This window comes from Streptomyces sp. NPDC039609 (assembly GCF_055596705.1).
The window spans coordinates 645524-669390 of sequence record NZ_JBVIUJ010000003.1 but is presented as its reverse complement, the minus strand read 5'-3'; the positions used below and the strand labels follow the sequence as shown (position 1 = coordinate 669390).

Sequence of the window (23867 nt, the reverse complement as noted above, 5' to 3'; positions counted from 1 at the left end):
GTGGAGCGACAGTCGACCGAGGGCTCAGTGTTCAGACCGGCGACCACCGGTCTGCTGGACCGAATAGAGCGCCGCATCACCGATCAGAAATGCACCTTTCTGACGTCCAGCAACTACATGAACGAGGCGAGCACCAAGCTGGCCTACCTCCTCAGCTCGTCGCTCACAGCGCGCGGTGGTGCGCCCCTTTACCGAAGCTTCCTCATCAATTCGACGGTCGAGGCGCTCTCCGGCGCGATGAAGCTGGCCCGGCAGACCTCGGTACGCAACAAGCGGCACGACGGCGGATGGATCCTGCTGATCGACGCGAAGGGCGTCTTCGCACCCTTCGTCGATCCGACCTCCCAGGGGGTCGAGAGAGCGATGACACCGCACGTCGTGGTGGTGCCCAGCGCCTTGGAGGCGATGGAGGCGTTACCCGAGCACTCCTGGTCGGCCGTCGTGGTCGTACGCGACGGATCGGCCGACGGGTCGACGGCCGAACTGGAGCCGCTGCTCAGGGCCGTCCGGTCGCAGGGCGGGATGGTGGTGCTCTGCGACAGCGAACTGGAACTCGGTGACACCAGCCTCTTCACCGGACCGCTGAGCGCCGACGTGCTCGTCTACGGGGAGAACATCGGCGGAAACCAGGTGCCGTTCGGCTGCTTCACCATGACCGAGCAGGCGTACGAGATCTGGAACAACGACATCGACTGCTATGCGCAGACCTCCACCTTCGGTGGCAACACCTTCTGTGCCGAGGTCGTGTTGGCGGCGCTCGACGAGTACGGGCTGATCAGCCCCGAGCAGCGCAGGACACTGGCGGAGATCGACGCCGACCGGGACACGATGCGCGAGCACTGGGCGCGGTACGTCAACCCCTCCATGGCCAAGATGGAAATGATCGTCGGTATGCACCTGGAGGTCGAGCGCGCGAGCGGCGCCCGGCTGCGCCTCGACGACGGACGCGAGATCCTGGACTGCTGCGGCGGCTTCGGCAGCAATTTCCGCGGGCACAACCCGCCGGACGTCCCCGCCGAGGTGCTGGCGGTCCACGAGCCGGAGCACGACTACTACGCGGACCTCGAAGAGTTCCTGACCGGGCTGACCGGCTTCGACAAGGCCTTCCCCGCGGTGAGCGGGGCGACCGCGGTCGACCAGGCCGCCGCCCTCGCGATGCTGGCCGATCCGACGCGTACCAAGGTGGTCACCTTCACCGGCAACTTCGCCGGCAAGTCCTTGTTCGCCATCAACCTGAGCAAGGAGGGCCCGCAGGTCACCGAATCCGACCAGGACGCCTTCCGCCCCTACTACCACGACCTCGTCTACATCGACCCGTTCGCCGACGACGCGGTCCACCGGCTCCAGCAGGTGCTCTCCTCCGGAGACGTCGCACTGGTGTGGTTCGAGGCCATCCGCGGCGGCATGTGCCAGCGTCTGCCGGAGCGCGTCCTGAGTACGGTCGAGCGCCTGCGCGAGACGGGCGGCTACCTGATCGGTGTCGACGAGGTGCTGTCCGGCGGATGGCGCACGGGGAACGACTACCTCGCCCATCGACAGATGCTGACCCACGTCGACCTGGTGGCGATCGGCAAGGCCATGACGGACATGCTCTTCCCGATCTCGTCGGTGCTGTGCACCCAGGAGGTCTTCGACCGGGCCATGGCGACAGACCCTGGCCAGGTCGCCATGCGCAGAAGGTACTTTCGCAACGGGCTGGGCGCACACATCGCGCACCACGCACTGCGGCAGATGACCGACCCGGCCTCGCACGAGCGGGCGGTGGCGGCCCAGCGCATCCTCGAGGCCGGGATCCGGCGCCTCGCCGAGGAATCACCGCTCTTCGGGAAGGTCGAGGGCCGGGGAGCGATGCTGCGGCTCAGGCTCAACGACACGTACTTCCCCTTCGGCAGGTCCAAGTTCGGCGTACTGCTCGAAATGGCGGCGGCGCAGATGGTCTTCGAACGGAGCGGGATCTTCGTGTTCATGCTGCGCTTCCTGCACCGGACCATGACGACCGAGGAGGACGCCCGCGAGGTGGTGCGCCGACTGGAAGCGGGAATGCGTGGAGTCCGGCCCCGGCACCTGTACCGCTTCATGGCGAGCAGGATGCTCTTCGCGATGTCGGCGCAGAAGCTCTCCGGCGTGGTGGCCGGACGGCTCGCCCGGCCCCGCTACATCACCGGCAAGTGAGAACGCAGACACCGAGAGAGGGCGGAGCCGATGGTCAGCAAGCAGGAGAAGTGGCGCGCGTACTGGGACAAGATGGCAGCGGGCTATGACAAGGACATGAAGTTCTGGGATCGGCTGCTGTACGAGGGGCAGCGGGAATGGGTGTGCAGCCGGGCGGACGGAGAGGTCCTGGAGGTCGCCATCGGGACCGGTCTCAACCTTCCCTACTACCCGTCCGGTATCACGCTGACCGGCATCGACATCAGCGACAAGATGCTGGAGGCCGCGCGAGCACGCGCCGACGAACTGGGGCGCGAGGTCGAGCTGCGCAAGGGCGACGCACATCAACTGCCCTTCGAGGACGCCACTTTCGACACGGTAGTCTGCACGCTGAGCATGTGCGCCATTCCCGACGTGGACCGGGCGATGCGCGAGATCCACCGGGTGTTGCGCCCCGGCGGCCGATTCGTCTGCATCGACCACGTGGTGAGTCCCAACTGGCTGCTCCGAGGCATCCAGGGAATCATTGAGCGGTTCAGCGTCCCTTCGGCGGGTGAACATCTGCGCCGCCGTCCGATCGAGAACGTCCGCTCGACGGGCTTCGACATCAAGGAGTCGGACCGCCTCAAGGGCGGGCACGTGGAGCGTCTGGTCGCCATCAAGTAGTGGTGGGCGGCGAGCACGCCGCAGGTGGCGGACACGGAGTGCGAACGGACGGGACGGGGCGACGTACGGTGCGGGCACGGGTGCCGTCGGCACGGGCCGGCAGGACGTGTGGCGCACCCATGGCATGGGCCGATGACAACGGTCCGGATAGGTTTGAGCGATGTCAGCAACAGTTGCCCCGTTGGGAGGGTCCAACGGATGAGAGAAGTTCAGCAGGAACGGGCGTTCGCGACCCGGCAGCACATCATCGAGAGCGCCGCGGCGGTGTTCGACGCCGCAGGCTTCGCCGGCGCGAGCCTCGGCCGGATCATCGAGCAGGCCGGGACCACCAGGGGTGCGCTCCACTTCCACTTCCCGGCCAAGGAAGCTCTCGCCACCGCGGTGCTCAACGAGCACAACAGCCGGATGAGCGCCGTCGTGGAGGAGGTCATCCGAAGCGACGGGAGCGCGCTGGAGAAGATCGTCGTGATCTCCAAGACCACGGCGCGGATGATCGACAAGGACGTCCTCGTGCGGGCCGGGACACGGCTGCTGATGGAGCTCACCTACACCGGCGATCTGCCCGTCGCGTACCGGATGTGGATCGACGCGTGCGAGAACATGGTCCGCAAGGCCATCGAGGACGGTGACATCGTGCCGACGATCTCACCGGAGACCGTGGCATATCTCGTGATCTCCAGCCTGGCCGGAATCCAGATGGTCTCTTCGGTGCTGTCCGGCCGCAGTGACCTGGACCAGCGTGTCGACGAGATGTGGGAAGTGCTGCTCCTCGGTCTTGTTCCGGCCGACCGCCGGTGGAAGGTGGCCGGCCTGCTGAGCTCCGTTCCGAGGACGTGACCTCGCGAAGCCGCCCGGTGCCCGCGCGCGGGCCGGGCGGCCCCACGGCCTGCTTCAGGACGCCGGTGTCGTCCCGGTGGGTGGACGCCGTCCGGCTCGGGCCTCCCTGACCGACCGGCTGGGCACGATCTGCCGGGATTCGGCCGTCGACAGCGGCTCGACCGCTCGGGCCGGCCGTGCCCTGGTCGAGCCCGGCGACGGCCCGCTCGGCGGCTCCTCGGGAGCCGCGGGTCATGCCTTGGGCGTTCCGATCCGGAGCCGGTTCCCGTCCGGGTCCCGCAGCTCGATCTCGCGCGCCCAGGGAGCCTCCTCCACCCGCACCCCGAACTCGGCGGCCACGGCGTCGACATCACGCACGCGCAGGTAGACCAGGGTGTCGGGGCGGGCGTCGCCCTCGTGCTCCGACAGGAACAAGCGGACGTCGCCCCGGGCCACTTCCACGAAGGCGGGAAACCCCGGCTCGAACCGGTGCACCCACTGCTGGGCGAAGTCGAGCCGCTCGTACCACGCGGCGGCTGCCCCAGCGTCGCTGACCCGGAGGACCGGGATCACTGCCTCGTCCATGCGATGCATCGTCGCAGACGCCACCGACATCGGCCGGACATCAGCCGGGCATCCCGAGAGCCGGCTCCACCAGTCCGTACCGCTGGGCGACCGGCGGCACCTCGCGCCCGATGCCCCAGACGAGCACTGTAGCTCGCATATGACAGGTCTCAGTCCGTAAACACCTCATAGATACGAATGGATTCCGCTGCTACGGTACGCAGCTGCCGCCCACCGCACTGGGCAGCACCCCCTGCGGAGATCCGAGGAGATGGATCCCATGCACCCTGTCTTCGACCGCCGTCCTCGCCCGATGGGCCGCGCTCTCGCCCTCGTGGCGGGAGCGGCCCTCGCCGTGACCGTCCCGTTCGTCGCGTACGCCAACTCCGTCGGCGTCACCGTCCGTACGCCCGGGGCCACCGCCGGCCCGGCGTCCACGTTCGCCGAGATCACGACCGACGCCGCCTGCTCGAGCGGCCTGATCTCCGGCGGCGGTATCAGCCAGACCATCGGCACCGGCACCTCCTCCAACGGCAACAAGATCAACGGCACCGTGCCCAGCCCCGACGGAAGCACCGAGTACCTCGGCTCCACCGGAGTCGTCGGCACCGACGTCACCCACTGGCTCGGCATCGGCGGCAGCGGGGGAGCGGTCAACGCCTCCTTCTCCAGCACCCCGTACGCCCTGTGCTTCACCAGCAGCCTGGTCAACCACACCCAGGTGGTGATGAACAAGCTCGCCGGACCCACCAGCAGCGGAACCGTCGGCCTCGTCACCGCCATCTGCCCCGCCAACACCCGCCTGCTCGGCGGCGGCGCCCGCATCACCCCCGCGAGCGTCGGCAGCCTCAAGCCGATCGCGTCCTTCCCGACCTTCAACGACTCCGCCCACGGCTTCGGCCAGAAGGCCGCCGCCAACGGCGAGACCGACCCCGACTCCTGGACCGCGGTCGGCTGGAACGGCGGCGGAGGCAACAGCAACAACACCACCTACGCGTACGCCATCTGCAGCGGCAACGGCATCGACGTCGGCGGCGCCACGGTCACCGTCCGGCACACCTCCGTCAGCGGTCCCACCGCCGCCACGAGCGGGCAGACGGCCGTCGTCGGCTGCGGCGAGGGGGACGGCACGCTGGTCAGCGGTGGTGCCGCGATCAGCGGCGGCAGCCTCACCACCACCAACTTCACGGGACCGGGCTCCGTCGGCGACCACCTCAACGGCAGCTTCCCCAGCACCTCCGGCGGCGTCCCCGTCGGCGACGGAACGACCACGGCCGCGTACTGGACCGCCGACGCCCACACCGGCGGCGGCAGCTCCCCGAACACGTACACCGACTCCTGGGCGCTGTGCGCGGACGACGGCATCTGAACCCGTACGTCGCCCTCCCGCTTCCCCTTCCCCGACTCGGCAGAAGAACTGACACATGAAAACAACCCGCCCCGTGCGGACCCCTGCCCTCGTCCTGGCCGGCGCCGCCGTGCTCATTGCAGCCGCCGTTCACCCACCCGCCGCGACGGCCGCCGCGGCCGAACCCGTCTGTGGGGCGACGGGTGTCGTCACCACGGACCCCGGAGCCGGATGCGCCTGGACCGCGCCCGGCACCGACACCTTCACCGTCCCGGCCGGGGTCAGCTCCGTGACCGTGGACCTGTTCGGTGCAGAGGGCGGTAGCGCCGCCGGATACGTCACCCCCAACCCGCCCAACACCGGTGCTCCCGGCGGCCGCGGGGGCCACACCCGTGCCACGGTGGCCGTCACCCCCGGCCAGGTCCTCCAGCTCACCGTGGGCGCCGCCGGCATCCCCGGCAGCTCCAGGCGAGGGGAGTACGCCCGACCCGGAGGGTACGGCCACGGCGCGGGCGGAGGCGGCGCCCACGGGGGAGGGGGCTCCGGCGGCGGGGCCTCCGACCTCCGGGTCGGAGCCTTCGGCCCGGCCGAGCGGATCCTGGTCGCCGGAGGGGGCGGCGGCGCCGGAAACGGCGGGCCCGAGCTGCACGGCGGCGACGGCGGTGGCCCGGCGGGCGAGCCCGGCGGCCAGGCCGCCGGACCCGAGGGCTCCGGGATCGCCGGCGGGGGAGCCACCCAAGCCGCCCACGGCACGGGAAGCCCCAACTCACGGCTGGGCGGCCCCGGTTCCCCCGGCGGCGCCACCGACCCCAACACCGGCCTGCCCAACCCGGGCAGCGGCGGCGCGGGAGGCAACGGCGGGCGTGGCGGCAACGGCGGCGGGGGCGGAGGCGGCGGCTGGTTCGGCGGCGGCGGAGGCTCCGGCGGCGGCAACCCCGACAACCTGCCGGGCGCCGGAGGCGGCGGCGGCAGCGGCTACGCCGACCCGATCACCACCGGAGCCGGCCTGACCCCCGGCGTCAACCAGGGCGACGGCCGGGCCGTCGTCACCTGGCGCCACGACACCGCCCTCGCCCTCACCGCGGACACCACCACCCCGCTGTACGGGCACGCCACCATCGTCACCGCCGAGGTCACCGCCTCAGCCGGCGGCACCCCGACCGGCAGCGTCGTCTTCCTCGACGGCGACGCACCGCTCGGCACCGCGCCGCTCACGGACGGACGGGCCGTGCTGCGCTCGCAGGTCCTGCGGCCGGGCAGCCATGCGATCACCGCGCGGTACGAGGGCGACCCGCTGCACTCCCCGAGCAGCAGTCCACAACCGGCCGCCGTCACCGTCGGGTTCAGCCGCCCCTGCCTGACGGGTCACCACACCGGCCCGCTGACGGTTCTCGCGGGGGAGTCGCTCTGCCTCGCTGCGGGAGCCCGGCAGTCCGGCCCGGTGCGGATCGAGTCCGGCGGCGCACTGGCGGCCTCGAACGCCGCCGTCACCGGATCGTTCTCCGCCGACGGCGCTCGCGCCCTGTCGCTGTGCGGCGTGCGCGTCATCGGCCCGCTGACCGTGCGCGGGACCACCGGCCCGGTCTCCCTGTGCGACGGCGGATCGATCACCGGTCCGGTCACCTTCGAGTCCAACGCGGGCGGCACCAGGTTGTCCGGTACCACCGTCACGGGCCCCTTGAGATGCGAGGGCAACACCCCTGCCCCCGCACTGACGAGCATCACCGTGCGCGGTCCGCGCTTCGGACAATGCCGCTGACATCGGCCGACCGGCCGAGGTGAACGCCGGCGCGGGCCGGGGGCGTACGGCCCCGGCCCGCGCCAGGGCCGACGACACCGTGTCCGTGCCGGCCGACGGTCAGGCGTGCTCCATGAGCACCGAGTAGGCCTGCTCAAGGCCTTGCTCGTAGCCCGCACCCATCTCGATGTAGACGTGGCCTCCGGCTGTGCACGCGTCCCGTAGGGTGCGGCTCTGCTCCGTGACCCACGCCGCGACCTGCTCGTAGGTGGCCTCATCGGCCCCATCGAGCCAGTCCGGTGCGAACCGCAGGTCGTCCGCGGTAAGCACGGTGTTCCCGAGGAAGACCGTGGCCAGCGGCAACCCGTGAGCGGCGGCGGCCGTGGCCGCGGCCGGTGTCACGATGTCGCCCTCGACGACATAGCCGTCCAGCGGGTCGGACGCGTCGAGGCCGTCCGCCACGGCGCGGAGGAACTCGACGAGGAACGGCTGTGCCGGCACGGCCTTGTCCGGATGAGTACCGTGCCGCACACCATGGTGCGGCGCCGCGTTCTGCAGCATCGACACCAGCGTGTCGGTCGGGCAGCCAGGGATACCGGCGCGCTCGAGGAGCATGTGAGCGAGGGTGCTCTTGCCCGCTCTCGGGGGCCCACCGATCAGGTAGATCATGTTCCGAACGTACCCGACACATACTCAAATCGCTCTCGTGGTACGCGACTTCCTGACATCAAAGCGACCCACCCGGTTGGATCACCGTTGTAGTGTCCGCGCCATGACTACGGAAACCACCGACGCGGAGTGCCTCGCCCTCACGCGCAATCTGCGCCGCCGAGGCGCGATCGTCCTCGCCGTCTTCGCTCTCGTCTGGGCCTTCGCCGGCGGCTCCGGGATCGCGGCGGTGCCGGTGTCGGTCGCGGTCGGCGTCATCGCGGCCGCCGTGACGATCGGCGCGGTGGTGCTCGCCTTCCGAGGCACCGCGGGTCCGGTGACTCGTACGGTGCGGCTGCCGGAGAAGTGGAACCGGGGGGTGGGCCTGGTCAACGTCGCCGAGTTGGTGGCGATCTTCGTCGTGATCGCCGCGTCGAACGCGTCGGGCCACCCGGAGTTCATCCCGGTCGGGATCTGCCTCGTCGTAGGACTGCACTTCTTCCCGCTGGCCCGCCTCTTCGACCAGGGTCAGTACAAGTGGACCGCGATCTTCCTGACGGCGGTGTCGCTCGTGGGGCTCGCCGTCCTGGCGGCCGGCACCACGGCGGAGACCATTCGTACCGTGGTGGGCCTGGGTGCGGCGCTCGTGTTGTGGGCCTCGTCCTTCCACGTCGCCCTGCGTGGTTGACCGGCGCCGGGATCGCGTGGCAGATCGGCGCCGGGTCGTCAGTGGGTCCGCTCGGGCGGAGCGAACGGTCCTGTCTCGGGGGCCACGCACTTGTCGACGACGGTCTCCTCGCCGGCCGCTGAGCCCTCCACGCAGAGCCGGCCGTCCTTGGAGCGCAGATCGATGAAGAACCGGGTGATCGCACCGGACTGCTTGAGGTCGTGGATGCGCTCGTCGAGGTAGCCGAGGTCGTTCAGGATCTTCCTGACCTTGGTGGGCGTGGGGTCCTCAAGCTCCCACAGCCCCTGGGCGATGCGCTCTTCATGGCGGTTGCTCGCGCACCAGTCACGTGCGCTCAACTCCACCTCCGGGCCCGCCGTGGGGACGATGGGTCCCTCCAGAACGTCGGTGGCGGGATCGTCGGAAGGCAGCGGCTCACCCCCCGGGCCCTCCGAGGGCACCGGCGGTCCCGACCGGGCTCCCGTGGGGCACGACTCCGCCATCTCGTCCAACATCGCGGCGAAGGCAGCCTGTTGCCGGGACCCGGCCGTCGCCTCGGTGCGCTGGGCGCCGACGGTGTCGGCGGGCCCGCTCGGCGAATCCGTGGTGCCCGACTTCTGGGTGCCGCAGGACGCAAGTGTCAGGACCACGACGGCTGTTACCGCGAGGGTGATCCCCGGGCGACGCGTGGAGCGGGCAACCATGTCGGCGATGGCGGGAGTTGATCTCATGCGCACAGCTTCCGATCAATCGTCCCGCCGCACATGAGTACACGTACTCAACAGGTCATGGGGTCAGGAGCGCCCGACACCGATCGCCTGGTCGTAGCGGAACAGGCCGGTGGGGTCGTACCGGTGCTTGACCTCCAGCAGACGGGCGTAGTTGGGGCCGTAGTACGCGGTCTGCCACTGGCGCAGGTCGGGGTCCGGAAAGTTGACGTACGCCGCCGAGGTCCTCAGGTCGCGGCGCAGGACACGGTGCATCGCGCGGGTCTGGGCCAGCAGGTCCTGGACGATATCGGGCGGCGTGGTGGGGGCCCAGTGGGTTCCGATGTCGATGACGAACGTGGCGTCGCGGTGCGGGTAGGCCGTGTCCGTGACGGTCGGCTCGCCGCTGCTGCCGCCCATCGCGAAGAGCGTGACGTAGCCGGCGTTCCCGGGCGCGCCGGGGCGCCAGGCACGGACCCATTCGACGACCGACTCGACGGTCCCCGGGTCCAACCACCGATGCGGCACCAGGGACTTGGAGGCGGTGGCGCTTCCCGGGCCGGGCTGTTCCAGAAGATGGTCCTGGGCTGCCCAGAAGTGGCGCTGCTCGATGAACTGCCTGGTCGGTCCGAGTTCGAGCACCGGGGCCAGCAGCCGCCGCAGCTCGTCCTCCGGACCCAGCCGCTGGCCCAGCAGGCCGATGGTGGCGGGCGTTCCGTCGCCGGCGTTCCTGAACCCGATCCGGATGTCGAAGTCGTTGCCGCGGTCGGCACGCAGAATCTCCTGGAGCAGGTCCATCAGCCGGACCGCGGTTCGCGGGTCGAAGGACAGCTCGAAGACCGTTGCCACCTGGTCGGCGACGGACGTGGCATCGAAGACGAAGCCGGTGTTGATGCCGAAGTTGCCACCCGCGCCGCCCCGGCAGGCCCAGAACAGATCGCGGTTCTCCGTGTCCGACGCCCGGACGAGTGAGCCGTCCGCGAGGACCACCCGTGTCTCGGCGAGCCGGTCGCACGTCAGGCCCCACTTACGGTCGTTGAAGCCCAGACCGCCGCCGAGGGTGAGCCCGGCGACCCCCACTCCGGGGCAGCGTCCGCCGGGGAAGTAGAGGTTCGCGGCCCTGGCGGCGTACACATCCGAGTTGGTGGCTCCGCCGCCGAGCCGGAGCCGGGTGCCGTCGACCGCCACACCGTTCATCCGGCGCAGGCTGATGAGCAGCCCGCGGGTGGTGGAGTAGCCGGCGTAGTTGTGACCGCCGGAGCGCGCGGCGAAGGGCAGGCCGTGCGCCGCCGACCAGCGCACGGAGACCCGCACATCGCTCTCCGTCGCACAGGCGACGATGCCGGCGGGCAGCACGCCCGCGTACCGGAGATTGTCCGGCAGAGCCTGCCGGCGGTAGTCCTCGCTCGTCGGGCGGTACAGCGTCGCGCCCGGGCTCAGGCTGCGCGCGAGGGCGCGCCAGGCCGCGGCACCGGGAGCGTCGCCGAGCGGCGGTCCGATTCCTTCGGCCGCGGCGACGGCATGCCCTCCCGCCCACGCCGTGGTCAGGCCGATCGCTGTCGCCTGAGCTCCCCTTCGCAGTACGGTCCGACGGCTGACGCTCACGGTGCTTCCTCCTCGGCAGCCCCGCTACCTTCGGCAGGGCATGGTCGTAGGCCCGAGGCAGCGGCTCTCGTGGCGAGCACGGCCTCCGGCGTGGGCCATGGTGGCGGAGCCCACCGAAGAACGGTGACTCGGCGCACCGGGTCGTGGCCGGATCACACCAGGGCTCGCGCGTATGGGTGCAAAGGTGGCGAGCGGACGACACACGGAGCTCCGCCCCACCCGTGGCGCCGGCTTCGACGCAGGACGAGAACCAGTCCGACCTGACCCCAGCGCGAGCGGGACAACGCCGGGATCGGTCCCGTTCGGACCAGGCCGCGGCCACGCTCACGGTGTACCGGCCGTCGGCAGGGCAGCTTGGGACCATGGTGTCTGCCCGGGAGCCTTCGCACGTCGACCGGGCAGACACCTTTCCGTGAGAGTCACGACGACGAGCAGGTGGGTCCGACCGTGCAGCAGAGCGAGATCACCGAGGTCCTGAACCGTCCGATGAGCCAGCAGCTCCTGGCCCGCGATCTGGTTCGCCTCGCATACGTCGCCAAGGACGGCACGCCGCGGGCCGTCCCGATCGGCTTCACCTGGAACGGCTCCGAGATCGTCATGTGCACTCCGACGAACGCTCCTAAGCTCACGGCCCTCCGCGACAATCCGGCGGTCGCGCTGACGATCGACACCGAGGTGCACCCGCCGAAGATCCTGCTGATCCGCGGTCGGGCCGAGCTGGACGTGGTCGAAGGCATCCCGGACGAGTTCCTCCAGTCCAACGGCATCTACACGATGACGCCCGAGCAGCGGGTCGATTGGGAGGCCGAGGTCCGTTCGCTCTACGACGGCATGGTCCGGATCGTCGTCACCCCGACCTGGGCGAAGCTGATCGACTTCGAGACGACCCTCCCCAGCGCGGTCGAGGAACTGGTCCGGCGGCGAGAGGAACGCGAGGGCGCCTAATCCGTAGTCATGAGCGTTCCGCAGGAGCATGGGCTCCTCGGAGCGTTCGAGTACCAGACCGTGACATCCAGGTGCAGCCGGGCCGTCGAGGCCTCAACGTAGTTCGGCGCGCGGTCGTGGGGCGGCTCTACCACTGCCTCCAGAAGTGCGAACCCACGATCACCCCGAAACACCGAGCACACCACATACCTGGCGCACCTGGCTCGCAGTCACTGCGGCCTGACGGGCAGCAGCTCCCTCACGCCTTCCGGCAGCTCCGGGTCCTCTCGCCACGCCTCGGCCATCGACATGAGGGCATCCCACGACGCCTCAGCGATGGGTCCAGGACGATCCGACGCCAGTTCGGTATACAGCCGACTGCACAGGTGGGAGGTGACTTGGTAGAGAGCCCCGTTCACCTCTGCCACCCGCGCAAGAGAGGACCCAGGGGCGTGGGGCGGCTCTCCGTTGAGTCGGATCGTGGGGACCGCGGCGTCGTATGTCCGTCCGCTGATGAAGTCCCGCAACGCGACCACCTGGTCCCACGTCGGCAAAGAGCGCTGGACAGAAGACGATTCGATCATGCGGCAAGGCTATCCGCGAGCCCGTCGCTGTTCGAGAGCGCGGCCCGAGAACTTGACGGCACAGCAACGTGAGGTGTCTGACCTTGTGCGAATTCCGATTGAGTGAGCGACCGCGGTGGTCGTAGGGTCCGGTCATCGACATGTAGCTCAGCAGCAGAGCGCCAGGCTCGGGACCTGGAGGGCGCGGGGGCGGAACCCGCCATGTCGGCTATGGACGACGACGCTGAGCAGCAGCATACGAAGATCCCGGACCGGGCCTCCATGGTGGCCGGGGGTTCCGCCTACGCGGCCGGTCGGTTGGCGAAGGCCCTCACGACCGCCGTCACCCACCAGGACGACGCCACGCGTGACCGGGCGACCGAGCGGGGCCGGCGCTGGCGCGCCGTACTGGCGGGCATCGCCGAAGGCCGTCTGACGATCGGATCACGGACGCCGGTGGCCGGCCTGCCCGCGTGGGTGACACCCGAAGTCGTGCACGGCGGGTTCGCCACCGGCGCCGCGAGCGCCGCGGGACCGCTCCAGCCGTACGAGAAGGAGGCCGCTCAGCGGTTCGGCGTTCCGGCGACGCGTGGGTCCCTGTTCGCGCACTGCCTCACCGAACCCGGTCTCGACCGGCTCATGGATCTGCTGGACAACGGCCGTTACGAGGTGACGCTGCCGGAGGAGGCCGCGCTGCTCGCCGTGGCGTGGCTGGCACGCGCCGACGAGGTGACCGCCGCGGTCGAGCTGGTCGGCGAGCTCGCACCGCACGCCGACACGCTGCGCTTCCTTCCGCGCCCCTCCGATGTACGCGCCATCGGTACCGGGACCGTGCACCGGCGCACGGTCGCCGACGCCCGCGCGACCCTGGAGCGCAGGCTCCCCAACGAGCCGGTGGAGACCCAGCGCGAGGCGCTCACCGTCTGGAACCCGTTCTCCGACGAACTGCTCGGCCACTGGCTGGAGACCGTCGGTGCCGACCGCGTACCCGATGAGCACTGGTACGAGCGCGGCGCCGCCCTGCTCGCCCGCTACCGGACCCTCGCCGCGGAGCACACCCGCTGCCGCAAGCACCGCGACCCCAAGGGCAACATGGGCATCCTGGTCGGAGCCCTCGAGGAGAGCGTCGCCCGGCGCCCGCTCGACGCACGCCGCCTCGGTCTGCTGCGCACCGCCGTCGAGGCGATGGTGCGCCGTCGGGGCCTGCCCGGCTCCGAGCGGCACACCGCCCTGCGCCGCGAGCAGGCCGAGCACGCCGCACTCCCCTCGCATCACGCGGTCGCACAGCTGGTGGGGCGGAGGCTCGCCGACCTCCCGCAGGAGACCGGCGCGGAGGACATCGCCCCGCTGGTCGCCGACGTGACCGCGCGGGAGGCCAGGGAGTCCGGGGTGCCGGTCGGCGCCGAGCTTCCGACCTCGATCCGCCGGGTGGTCGAGGGAACGCTCAGCGCGCCGCTCGCCACGCTCGTGGAGCGGGGGGTCGTGCCGTCCGCCGAGGTACTGGCCGAGCTGGTGCCCCAGCTGGTGGCCGCGACGAGGGCCCGGATGTACCCGGACGGGGCGCTGCGGACGTTGATGACGGCCAACTACCGGGCCTTCCGCAACCGTCGCTCCCTGCTCCTGCTCAACCTGGAGCGGCAGGTCCGCGTCGAGGAGCTGCCGTGGGTACGAGCCGTGGCCGGCCGCCGGGCCGACGCCCAGGACGACCAGGGTGGCCGGCAGGCCGCGCACGACGCGCTCCGCGAGCTGGGGGAGACCGCGGTGCGGGGCTTCCCGGGAACGATCCTGCCCAACCCGCTCGTGCGTGAACTGTCCGTCCTCGCCCGGCAGGCGGATCTCGATGCGCCGCTGGTGGAGGAGCTGGCCGCGGACATCTTCATGGGCTCGTTCAGCCCCAAGTTCCTCAAGGCCGCGCGTGTCGCGGCCGAACTTCTCGGCGGATCGCTGTACGAGCGGTACTACGGCATCGACTACACGGCGGTCCGCGACCTGGCCCTCGTGGAAGCGAGCGAGAACACGCTCCGGCCGTACGAGGCACGCACCTCGCCCGGGTTCGCGGCGCTGTGCGTGGAACGGGCCGGAGGTCCGGGCTCATGGTCGGTGGCCGAGAACGGCAAGGTGATCGAGCAGGCGCAGATCCTCACCACCCACAACCTGGCCACCCTCGTCCACGCCGCCGGCATCCGCCCCGAGGACGGCTGGGACGTGCTCGCCCTGCGGTGCTTCCACGCGGTCTGTCGCCTGACATCACGGCTGCACGGCCATCCGCGACCGCTCGCCACCGTGAAGGACGCGGCCTACGCCTGGCGACAGATGCTCTTCCACCTGTCGCTGTGCGAACCGTCGGCGCAGGCAGGCGTACTCGCCCGCTTGCACGACCAGGCCTCGCGCTACCCGACGCACGTAGCCGACCGGCTCGCCCCGGCCGTCGTCGGCCTTCGCCTCGTCGCGGACGGCCGCGAGTTCGACGCGGGCGGCCGGCTCGACGACGGCCGGGGGCGCCGGCTCCTCGGCTGGACCACCGGCGGGCACTGGCTCCTCGCGCCGGCGACCCTGCCCCGGTGACTGCCGCTCCTCGGAGACGGCCCCGGCGACGAGGGGCCGGTGGGTCGTTCCACCCGCCACCCCCGCCGGGGCCGTCCGCCGCTACTCCTCCTTCAGCCCGGGGACCGGGCGCGGACGGCCTTCGGCATCGATCGCGACGAAGGTCAGCCGGGCGGTGGCCACTTCGGTCGTGGGACCGGAGGTCGCGTTCCAGCGTTCCGCGGTGACGCCGACGGCGACGGCCATCGAGGTCCGGCCCGCGTGACACAGCTCGGCGTGGACGGTGAGCAGGTCCCCGGCGCGAGCGGGGGAGAGGAACGTCATCCGGTCGACGGAGACCGTCACGGCGGGGCCGTCCGCGTGGCGGCCCGCCGCTGCCGCGGCCGCGTCGTCGATGAGTTTCATGACGACGCCGCCGTGGATGGTCCCGTACAGGTTGGTTTCGTGCTCGCTCATGATGTGGGCGAGGGTCACCTGGGAATCGGCCGGTGCCTTGTGGGCCCGATCGCCGACGGTGGTACGGGTGTTCATGTGCTCATCCCTCGGTGCGGGGCAGACGACCGCGGACCTGGCGGGCCGCCGCGGCCATGTGTTCCAGGGCGGGCCGGACCTCTCGCCAGCCGCGCGTCTTCAGGCCGCAGTCGGGATTGATCCAGAGCCGGTCGGCGGGGACGGAGAGCAGTGCGCGCTCGATGAGAGAGACGGCCTCCGCCTCCTCCGGGACGCGCGGTGAGTGGATGTCGTACATGCCGGGGCCGACCTCCCGGGGGTACCCGGCCCCCGCGAGCTCGTCCGCGACCTGCATGTGGGAGCGGGCGGCCTCCAGGCTGATGACGTCCGCGTCGAGGTCGTCGATGGCCCGGAGGATGTCCCCGAACTCGGCGTAGCACATGTGGGTGTGGACCTGGGTGTCCGGACGGACGCCGGCCGTGGTGAGGCGGAAGGCCTCGGTGGCCCAGGCGAGGTACGGGGCGTGGGCGTCGGCGCGCAGCGGCAGCGTCTCGCGCAGGGCCGGCTCGTCGACCTGGATCACCGACGTGCCCGCCGCCTCCAGATCGGCGACCTCGTCGCGCAGGGCGAGCGCGACCTGGCGGGCGGTGTCGCCGAGCGGCTGGTCGTCACGGACGAAGGACCAGGCCAGCATCGTGACCGGGCCGGTCAGCATTCCCTTGACGGGGCGGGACGTCTGCTGTTGTGCGTACGTCGTCCAGCGCACCGTCATCGGCGCGGGGCGGGAGATGTCGCCGGCCAGGACCGGCGGCCGGACGTACCGGGTGCCGTACGACTGGACCCAGCCGTGCTGGGTGGCGAGGTAGCCGGTCAGCTGCTCGGCGAAGTACTGGACCATGTCGTTGCGTTCGGGCTCGCCGTGCACGAGGACATCGAGGCCGGTCTTCTCCTGGAAGGCGATCACCTCGCGGATCTCGGCCTTGATCCGCTCCTCGTAGCCCGCCGTGTCGAGCCATCCGGCGCGCAGATCGGCGCGGGCGGTGCGCAGCTCGGCGGTCTGCGGGAAGGAGCCGATGGTCGTCGTGGGCAGCAGCGGCAGGTTCAGGTGGGCCCGCTGGGCGGCCGCGCGCTCGGCGTAGGGCTGGGCACGGCGGGTGTCGGACTCGGTGACGGCGGCCGTGCGGGCCTGTACGGCGGGGTCGTTGGTGATCGCCGAGCTCGCCCGCGAGGCCAGATCGGCACGGTTGGCGGAGAGTTCGGCGGCGATCGCACCGGTGCCCTGGGACAGGCCGCGCGCGAGCGTGGCGATCTCCGCGGTCTTCTGGCGCGCGAAGGCGAGCCAGCGGCGGATCTGCGGGTCGATGTCCCGCTCCGCCGCGGCGTCCAGCGGGACGTGCAGCAGCGAGCAGGACGCCGCGACGTCGACCTGATCGGCGAGGCCGAGCAGGGTGCCGAGGGTGGTCAGGGACTTCTGGTGGTCGTTGATCCAGATGTTGCGGCCGTTGACGACTCCGGCGACCAGCCGCTTGCCCGGCAGACCGCCCACCGCCGCGAGATCCGCGAGGTTCCCGGCGGCGGCATCGGTGAAGTCGAGCGCGAGTCCCTCCACGGGGGCCTTCGCCAGCACGGGCAGCGCCTCGCCCAGCCGGTCGAAGTAGGAGGCGATCAGCAGCTTCGGCCGGTCGGCCAGGCCGCCGAGTTCACGGTAGGCGCGGGCGGCGGCGTTCAGCTCGGCGGGGGTGCGGTCCTGGACGAGGGCGGGCTCGTCGAGCTGCACCCACTCGGCGCCCGCCGCGCGCAGGTCGGCGAGCACCTCGGCGTACACCGGCAGCAGCCGGTCGAGCAGGGTGAGCGGCTCGAAGTCCTCCGCGACACCCGGCGCCGGCTTGGCCAGCAGGAGGTAGGTGACCGGCCCCACCAGGACGGGACGGGCCGAGTGGCCCAGCGCGAGGGCCTCCTTCAGCTCGGCGACCTGCTTGGCGCTGTCGGCGCCGAAGCCGCTGTCGGGACCCAGTTCGGGGACGAGGTAGTGGTAGTTGGTGTCGAACCACTTGGTCATCTCCAGCGGCGCCACGTCCTCGGTGCCGCGGGCCATCGCGAAGTACCCGTCGAGCGGGTCGGCCTCGACGGCGGCGCGGTGGCGGGCGGGGACGGCGCCGACCATGACACTGGTGTCGAGCACGTGGTCGTAAAGGGAGAAGTCACCGGTCGGAACCTCGTGGATGCCGGAGTCGGCGAGCTCCCGCCAGTTGGTCTCGCGCAGCTCCCGGGCGGTCTCCCGGAGGGCTTCGGCGCCGACCCGGCCCTTCCAGTACCCCTCGACGGCCTTCTTCAGTTCTCGGTTCCGACCCTGGCGGGGGTATCCGTACACGGTGGCCCGTGCTGCCGCGGCCGCGGACTCGGTTGTCACGTAACTCTCCTTCGCGAGCTTGCGTGTCATGAGACAGACCCGAAGAGTCGCGAGCGAAGGGGTGACGAACCGGAAGGACCACCGCACGGGCGTACATCGAGGTACGCGCGGCCGATCCGTCCTGCTGTGCACGCCGACCCGCCCACGAGGTCACCGGGATCACCGCACGCGAACGGTCGCGTGCGGGCAACGGGCAGGTCTTCGGACTCGCGAGCACGTCTCGTCGTACGGAAGCCGTACAAGACACCTACTGGCCGTCGCTTCCCAGACCCTCGCGGGCCCAGTGCGTATGACGGCGGTCGTTCTCGCTCACCGCTGCGGGGCAGTCCCGGATTCCCACCGGGTTCCCTCTTACGACGCGTCCCGCCTGGCTGACGGGGCGAACCAGCTGCACGGGCAGCGTAGCCGTGCGGGCGTGGAACGGTGCGAGTGACTCATATACCGGACGGTGAAATGAGACACACGCGCTGCGTGGCGGCGCGCCGCCACCCCTGGGGGAACGGAGTGTCCGGTGCCGCCCGCGCGACGGTTCCCCGCCTGTGCCGGAGGTGGCGGGACCACCGAAGTCCTGGGCCACGCACCGTGGTTCGTGACCGGTAGGCTCCTGGCGCGCCCGCGTGCCGGCACGCGGACGACGTGCTCCGAGGGTTGTCCCAAGTGAGGGACGGGGCTGCACATCGCCGCCTGCACCGTTCTGAACGACGCCGTCGACCCCGTCGTTCACCGTCACGCCGCCCTGCACTCGGCCGTGTGCGTCCTGGGGATCCACCCGGCTTCCGTGACACTCCCGGTGACCGTCGTGGGCGCCGTGGTGACACCTTTGGTCCTGTTCCGGACGGTGGTCCGTATTCGGCGGGTCCTGGCGGCCCCGACGGCATGAGAGCCGACCCGGGGCTCGTCCACGTCCCGTGAACAGCGGCGACGGAGTTCGTATAGGCTCCAGCCGCACGTGAGGAGGCGGCACCGATGAACGGGAGTGCTCGGCAGGTGGCGGCGGGGGATTCGCGGCGCGCGACCATCCGGGAGGTGGCCGCACTCGCCGGTGTGTCGACGGCGACCGTCTCACGGGTGCTGAACCGCAACTATCCGGTGGCGCAGGCGACCCGCGACCGGGTCGAGGGCGCGATGCGGGAGCTCGGCTATGTCGTGAACGCGCACGCCCGCGCCCTGGCCGGCACCTCGAACCGCACCGTGGGGATCATCGTCAGCGAGATCGTCGACCCCTTCTTCGCGTACATCGCGCGCGGCGTGGAGCGCGAGGCGGCGCGCACGGGTCGGCTCTGCCTGGTCTGCTGCACGCAGGGCGACGCCAAACGCGAACTCGCCTTCGTCGACCTCCTGCACGAGCAGCGTGCCGACGTGGTCGTGCTGGTCGGAGGGAGTGTCGTGGACCGCGCCTACACCGCGGAACTCACCCGCCGCGCGGAGGAGCTCCACGCCGGGGGCTCCTCCCTGGTGCTCTGCGGCCGGCCCTCGCTGGGGGGACGGGTCCCCGCGGCGGCGGTGGAGTACGACAACGAGGGCGGTGCGTTCGCCATCACCGACCACCTGCTGACGCAAGGGCACCGGCGGATCCTCTACCTGGGCGGTCCGCCCGCCGTCTCGACCACGCTGGACCGCCTCGCCGGATACCGTCGAGCCCTCGAACTGCGCGGCGTCACGCCCGATGACGGTCTGGTGCACACCGGTGCCTTCAGCAGAGGCTTCGGCTATCGCCGGACGGCCGAACTCCTCGCCGAGGGCCTCGACTTCACCGCGATCTTCGCCGCCAACGACATCGTGGCGGCCGGTGCGGCGCAGGCCCTGGAGGAGGCGGGCGCCCGGATCCCGGAGGACGTCTCCCTCGTCGGTTACGACGATGTGCCCGTGGCGCAGGAGATGCGTCCGCGGCTGACCACCGTGCACATCCCGCTGGAGGAGATGGGCCGGCAGGCCGTGCGGCTCGCGACCCCCGGGGACGACGGCGACGACGGTGACGACGCCTGGCGGGCGCCCACGACGGGGGTGCACCGGCTGGGTACGCACATCGTGGTGCGCGACTCGGTGGCCCCGCCGAAGGCGACGCGCACCCGGCGGGCCCGCCCCGTGTGAAGCAGGGATGAGCGCAGGGGACGGCCCGGGGCGGAGTTGCGGGAGAGAACGTTTACCGTCCTTGGCTCCGCTGGTTCCTTTCGGGTTCATAGAAACCCGTAGAAACATTGCGTCTTCTCTTGCCTCGGCATAGCAACCGCTTACATCCTGTCGGGCAGTCAGAGGCCAGGCCCTTGCCCTCTCCGAGGAGACCGGATGCCCCACCTCCCTGCGCTCAACCGTCGTTCCGTCCTCGCGGGCCTGGCCGGTGCCGGCACCGCCGGCCTGCTGGGCGCCGCCCCGGCGCACGCGGCCACCGCGGCCGCCACCGCCACCGGCCATGCGTGCACGATCACGGTGACCGCACGCCCCGCCGCCGAGAGCGAGCGACTCCGGCTCGCCCAGGCGCTGCGCGGCAGCGAGTTCCAAGCGACCGGCCTGTACGCGCCGCCCGGCGCCGAGGTCACGCTCAACGTCCTGCCGTACGACGGTCTCGTGCCGACCCTGTGGATCGGCCTCTGGGACTACTACGGCACGCTCACCGAGCCGCGCGCCCACGCGCTCAAGCCCGGCGCCAACACCGTCGTCGATCCCCACGGCGGTCCCGTCTACCTGACGCTGGCCGGTGACGGCGAGCGGGCGGGGGTCGGGTTCCGCTCCGGGGCGGTGCCCATGCCCACGTACGCACTGGGCCGCACCACCGAGGCCGACTACCAGGCCCGGTTGGACGCGCTCACCGACGTCCCCTACGTGGAGCTGACGGCGCCGCACACGATCCTCACCCTCACCCGGGAGGGCGCCCTCCTTCATCGGAACGAGGACCACGACGCGCTCCTGCGGCTCCTGGAGACCGTCATCGCCTCGCACGCCGCCGTCAGCGGTCTCGACGGGAGCTCCCCGACACACCGCCGCAAGGCCGGCCCGTACCACTTCACCGAGGTCTCCAAGGTCCCCACCGGCGTCGGCGCCTACGCCACCCACGGCTACAACGGCTTCCCGCGCGCCTACCTCGACCGGCTGACCACCGTCGAGGGCCTGCGCACCCGGGGCTGGGGGCTGTACCACGAGCTCGGACACCTGCATCAGCAGATGGCGTACAAGCCCTCGGGTCTCACCGAGGTGACCGTGAACATCTACTCCCTGGCGGCGCAGCGCAGCCTGGGCCAACCGTCGAACCTCCTCACCGTCGACGCGGCCACGGGCCTGAACCACTTCCGCTCGGCCCAGGCGAAGTTCGGCACGGCGGGACTCGCGTACGAGAGGTCCTTCGGCGCGTACGAGAAGCTCGTCCCGCTGCGTCAGCTGGAGCTCGCCTTCGGCGAGGACTTCTGGCCCCGACTGCACAAGCTGGTCCGCGAGGAGAACCCCCAGTCCGACTGGACCGAGACCGCCAAGCGCTACCGCGCGCTCGCCACGTACTCCAGCCGCGTCGCCGGCCACGACCTCACCGCGTTCTTCCTGGACCGCTGGGCCTTCCCCATCGACGCCACGGGCCGGGCCGAACTCGCCGCGCTGAACCTGCCCACGCCCCCCGTCGACCCCAGCACGCTGACCGACTGACGCCCCGTCCGGGAGGGACCGCCATGCACGACCTCACTCCCCGCAGACGCACCCTGCTCGCCGCCGGAATCGGCGCCCTCCTCCTCCCGCTCGCCCCGGGCGCGGGAGAGGCGCACGCCGAGACCAGCGGTGCGACGACCGACCCCTTCGACACCCTCCGAGCCCGCGCCGCAGAGCTGGCCACAGGCGGCGCCATCGACCCCACCGACCCGGTCTACGCCACCGCGCTGGCCACCCTGAACACCTCGGCGGCGGCAGCATGGACCACCCTGGACCGCACCGCCGCCCGCGCCGCACTGTGGACCGACCTCGCCCCCGTCACCGCACCGGCCAACTTCAGCCTCTCGTACGGGCGACTGCTCACCCTGGCGACAGCCTGGGCGACTCCCGGTGCGACCCTGCACGGTGACGAGCAGGTCGCCGCCGCGGTCGTCGAGGCACTGGCCTTCCTGAACGACACGGCCTACCACCCCGCCAAGCCCGAGTCCGGCAACTGGTGGTTCTGGGAGATCGGCGCGCCCCGCAACCTCATGGACGTCTGCGTCCTGCTCGGCGACCGCATCCCCGCCGACCGGATCGCCGCCTACTGCGCCGTCGTGGACCGGTTCTGCGCCAACCCCGACCGCCGCACCAACAGCCCGTCCCTCGCCGAGACCGGGGCCAACCGGGCCGACAAGGCGGCGATCGTGGCCCTGCGCGGCATCGTCGGCCACAGCGCCGACAAGCTCGCGCTGGCCCGCGACGGACTGTCCGACGTACGCGACGCGGGCCGGAACAGCCTGTTCAGGTACGTCACCTCCGGCGACGGCTTCTACCCCGACGGCTCGTTCGTCCAGCACTCCAACGTCGCCTACACCGGCACGTACGGCAACGTCCTGCTCAGCCGGGTCGCCTACCTCGTCGCCCTGCTCGCCGGCTCGGAGTGGAGGATCACCGACAGCGGCATCGCGGTGATCCACGAAGCCGTCGAGCGGAGCTTCGCCGCCGTCACCTTCGACGGGCTGATGATGGACGCCGTACGCGGCCGGGCGATCTCCCGCGACCGGGAACGGGACTTCCACACCGGCGCCGGAACGACCACCAACATGCTGCTCCTGGCGACGGGCGCACCCCCGGAGTACGCGGCCAGTTGGCGTGCGATCGCCAAGGGCTGGATCCGCCGCAACACCGACACCCCGTACCTGCCGCTCGCCACCGTCCCCGCGCTCCGGCGGGCCGCAGCCGTCCTCGCCGATCCCGCGGTTCCCACGGCCCCACCCGCCGTCGGCCACAGCGTCTTCGCCGACATGGACCGGATCGTGCACCGCCGCGACGACTGGACGCTGGCCCTGAGCCTGTCGTCCAGGCGGATCGCCGCCTACGAGGCGGGCAACGGCGAGAACCTGCACGGCTGGTACACCGGCGACGGAATGACGTACCTCTACGGCGACGACCGCGCCCAGTTCTCGGACGGCTTCTGGCCCACCGTGAACCCGTACCGGCTCCCGGGAACCACCGTGGACACCCGGCCCCGCGCCGACGCGGGCAGCGCACCCGGCACCAGCACCTACAAGCCCACGAACGCCGTCGCGGGCGGAGCCGTGCTGCGCGGGCGCCACGGAGCCGCCGCGATGGAGCTGATCGCGGCCGGGAGCACCCTGCGGGCCCGCAAGGCGTGGTTCTGCCTCGACGACGCGGTGGTCGCCCTCGGCGCCGGGATCACGGCCTCCGACGGACGCACGGTCGAGACGATCGTGGAGAACCGCAATCTGCACGCAGACGGGACCGACAGGCTCGTCGTCGACGGACGGGCGCGGTCCGATGGCCTCGGCCGCTCCGCAATGATCCCGGGAGCCCGATGGGCACATCTGGAAGGCGTCGGCGGCTATGTCTTCCCCGGCGGTGCCGATCTGAGCGTGCTGCGCGAGGAGCGCACCGGGGCCTGGCGTGACATCAACACCGGTGCGGACACGGGGGGTTCGGCCGACGTGCTGACCCGGCGCTACGCGACGCTCTGGCTCGACCACGGCGTCTCCCCGACCGACACCGGCTACGCCTATGTGCTGCTGCCGGGCCACGGAGTGGTGCGCACGGCAGCCTGGGCGGCCTCCCGCCCCGTCGACATCGTCGCCAACACCCCCGAGGCGCAGGCGGTGCGCGTACCACGGCTCGGGCTGATCGCCGCCCACTTCTGGACCGCGTCCGCTGCCGCCGGTATCACCGCGAGCGGGCCCGGCACGATCCTGATCCAACGACGGGGCGGGAGCGTCTCGGTGGCCGTGGCCGACCCCGGACGCACCGAGACCACCCTCACCTTCGAACTGCCCTGGGCGGTCAAGGGCGTCAAGAGCGCCGACGACACGGTCACCGTCACCACGGGCCGCAGGCCCGTTCTGACCGTCCAGGTCGGCGGCTCCCGGGGCCACACCCACACCGCCGAGCTCCACTGACCCGTCG

General features: G+C 71.3%; 17 protein-coding genes, 1 tRNA gene and 1 riboswitch. Of the genes, 12 read left to right on the top strand and 6 right to left on the bottom strand.

Features of this window, described 5'->3' with window-relative positions:
* The 3 genes from ACZ561_RS12035 to ACZ561_RS12025 all read left to right on the top strand — a co-directional run bounded on the left by ACZ561_RS12035 (position 1) and on the right by ACZ561_RS12025 (position 3654).
* Positions 1-2172, top strand: a complete 2172-nt coding sequence (locus ACZ561_RS12035; RefSeq protein WP_470992830.1) for an aminotransferase class III-fold pyridoxal phosphate-dependent enzyme — start codon at positions 1-3, stop codon at positions 2170-2172.
* Between the two features lie 30 nt (positions 2173-2202).
* Positions 2203-2817 (top strand): class I SAM-dependent methyltransferase, encoded by a 615-nt coding sequence (locus tag ACZ561_RS12030; protein ID WP_470992827.1) that lies wholly within the window; start codon positions 2203-2205, stop codon positions 2815-2817.
* Between the two features lie 198 nt (positions 2818-3015).
* Positions 3016-3654 (top strand): ScbR family autoregulator-binding transcription factor, encoded by a 639-nt coding sequence (locus tag ACZ561_RS12025; protein ID WP_470992824.1) that lies wholly within the window; start codon positions 3016-3018, stop codon positions 3652-3654.
* Between the two features lie 231 nt (positions 3655-3885).
* Here the strand turns inward: ACZ561_RS12025 and ACZ561_RS12020 are convergent, their stop codons facing one another.
* Positions 3886-4218: a glyoxalase superfamily protein gene (locus tag ACZ561_RS12020; RefSeq protein WP_470992821.1), complete on the bottom strand. Its 333-nt coding sequence runs from the start codon at positions 4216-4218 to the stop codon at positions 3886-3888.
* A 259-nt stretch (positions 4219-4477) separates the two neighbouring features.
* Between ACZ561_RS12020 and ACZ561_RS12015 the strand changes: the two genes are divergently transcribed.
* Entirely contained in the window at positions 4478-5566 is a 1089-nt protein-coding gene (locus ACZ561_RS12015) for a hypothetical protein (protein WP_470992818.1), read from the top strand.
* A 55-nt stretch (positions 5567-5621) separates the two neighbouring features.
* Entirely contained in the window at positions 5622-7304 is a 1683-nt protein-coding gene (locus ACZ561_RS12010; protein ID WP_470992815.1) for an Ig-like domain-containing protein, read from the top strand.
* Positions 7305-7403: 99 nt separating this feature from the next.
* On the opposite strand, the gene ACZ561_RS12005 is transcribed toward ACZ561_RS12010, so the two are convergent.
* Complete coding sequence (locus ACZ561_RS12005; RefSeq protein ID WP_470992812.1) at positions 7404-7952, bottom strand: hypothetical protein; 549 nt, start codon at positions 7950-7952, stop codon at positions 7404-7406.
* A 103-nt stretch (positions 7953-8055) separates the two neighbouring features.
* Between ACZ561_RS12005 and ACZ561_RS12000 the strand changes: the two genes are divergently transcribed.
* A complete protein-coding gene (locus tag ACZ561_RS12000) occupies positions 8056-8619 on the top strand; it encodes a DUF7010 family protein (RefSeq protein WP_470992809.1) in 564 nt (187 codons plus the stop codon).
* Positions 8620-8657: 38 nt separating this feature from the next.
* Here the strand turns inward: ACZ561_RS12000 and ACZ561_RS11995 are convergent, their stop codons facing one another.
* On the bottom strand, positions 8658-9329 hold the full coding sequence (locus tag ACZ561_RS11995; protein WP_470992806.1) for a hypothetical protein: 672 nt from the start codon (positions 9327-9329) through the stop codon (positions 8658-8660).
* Positions 9330-9392: 63 nt separating this feature from the next.
* On the bottom strand, positions 9393-10910 hold the full coding sequence (locus tag ACZ561_RS11990; RefSeq protein WP_470992803.1) for an FAD-binding oxidoreductase: 1518 nt from the start codon (positions 10908-10910) through the stop codon (positions 9393-9395).
* A 447-nt stretch (positions 10911-11357) separates the two neighbouring features.
* Between ACZ561_RS11990 and ACZ561_RS11985 the strand changes: the two genes are divergently transcribed.
* From ACZ561_RS11985 to ACZ561_RS11975, 3 genes are all read left to right on the top strand, one after another.
* On the top strand, positions 11358-11855 hold the full coding sequence (locus ACZ561_RS11985; RefSeq protein ID WP_470992800.1) for a pyridoxamine 5'-phosphate oxidase family protein: 498 nt from the start codon (positions 11358-11360) through the stop codon (positions 11853-11855).
* Between the two features lie 699 nt (positions 11856-12554).
* Positions 12555-12626: transfer RNA gene (locus ACZ561_RS11980), tRNA-Pro, on the top strand.
* Between the two features lie 2 nt (positions 12627-12628).
* Positions 12629-14962, top strand: a complete 2334-nt coding sequence (locus tag ACZ561_RS11975; RefSeq protein WP_470992797.1) for a hypothetical protein — start codon at positions 12629-12631, stop codon at positions 14960-14962.
* An 81-nt stretch (positions 14963-15043) separates the two neighbouring features.
* Here the strand turns inward: ACZ561_RS11975 and ACZ561_RS11970 are convergent, their stop codons facing one another.
* A complete protein-coding gene (locus tag ACZ561_RS11970; protein WP_470992794.1) occupies positions 15044-15472 on the bottom strand; it encodes an acyl-CoA thioesterase in 429 nt (142 codons plus the stop codon).
* A 4-nt stretch (positions 15473-15476) separates the two neighbouring features.
* Positions 15477-17801, bottom strand: a complete 2325-nt coding sequence (gene metE / locus ACZ561_RS11965; protein WP_470992791.1) for a 5-methyltetrahydropteroyltriglutamate--homocysteine S-methyltransferase — start codon at positions 17799-17801, stop codon at positions 15477-15479.
* Between the two features lie 175 nt (positions 17802-17976).
* Positions 17977-18205, bottom strand: a riboswitch (cobalamin riboswitch).
* A 562-nt stretch (positions 18206-18767) separates the two neighbouring features.
* On the opposite strand from metE, the gene ACZ561_RS11960 reads away from it, so the two are divergent.
* The 3 genes from ACZ561_RS11960 (at position 18768) to ACZ561_RS11950 (ending at position 23860) form a co-directional block, all read left to right on the top strand.
* The gene (locus ACZ561_RS11960; RefSeq protein ID WP_470992788.1) at positions 18768-19892 is read left to right on the top strand and encodes a LacI family DNA-binding transcriptional regulator; all 1125 of its coding nucleotides are present in this window, start codon (positions 18768-18770) and stop codon (positions 19890-19892) included.
* 195 nt (positions 19893-20087) lie between these two features.
* On the top strand, positions 20088-21431 hold the full coding sequence (locus ACZ561_RS11955) for a M60 family metallopeptidase (RefSeq protein WP_470992785.1): 1344 nt from the start codon (positions 20088-20090) through the stop codon (positions 21429-21431).
* Positions 21432-21454: 23 nt separating this feature from the next.
* Entirely contained in the window at positions 21455-23860 is a 2406-nt protein-coding gene (locus ACZ561_RS11950) for a polysaccharide lyase 8 family protein (protein WP_470992782.1), read from the top strand.
* Positions 23861-23867: the final 7 nt, after the last annotated feature.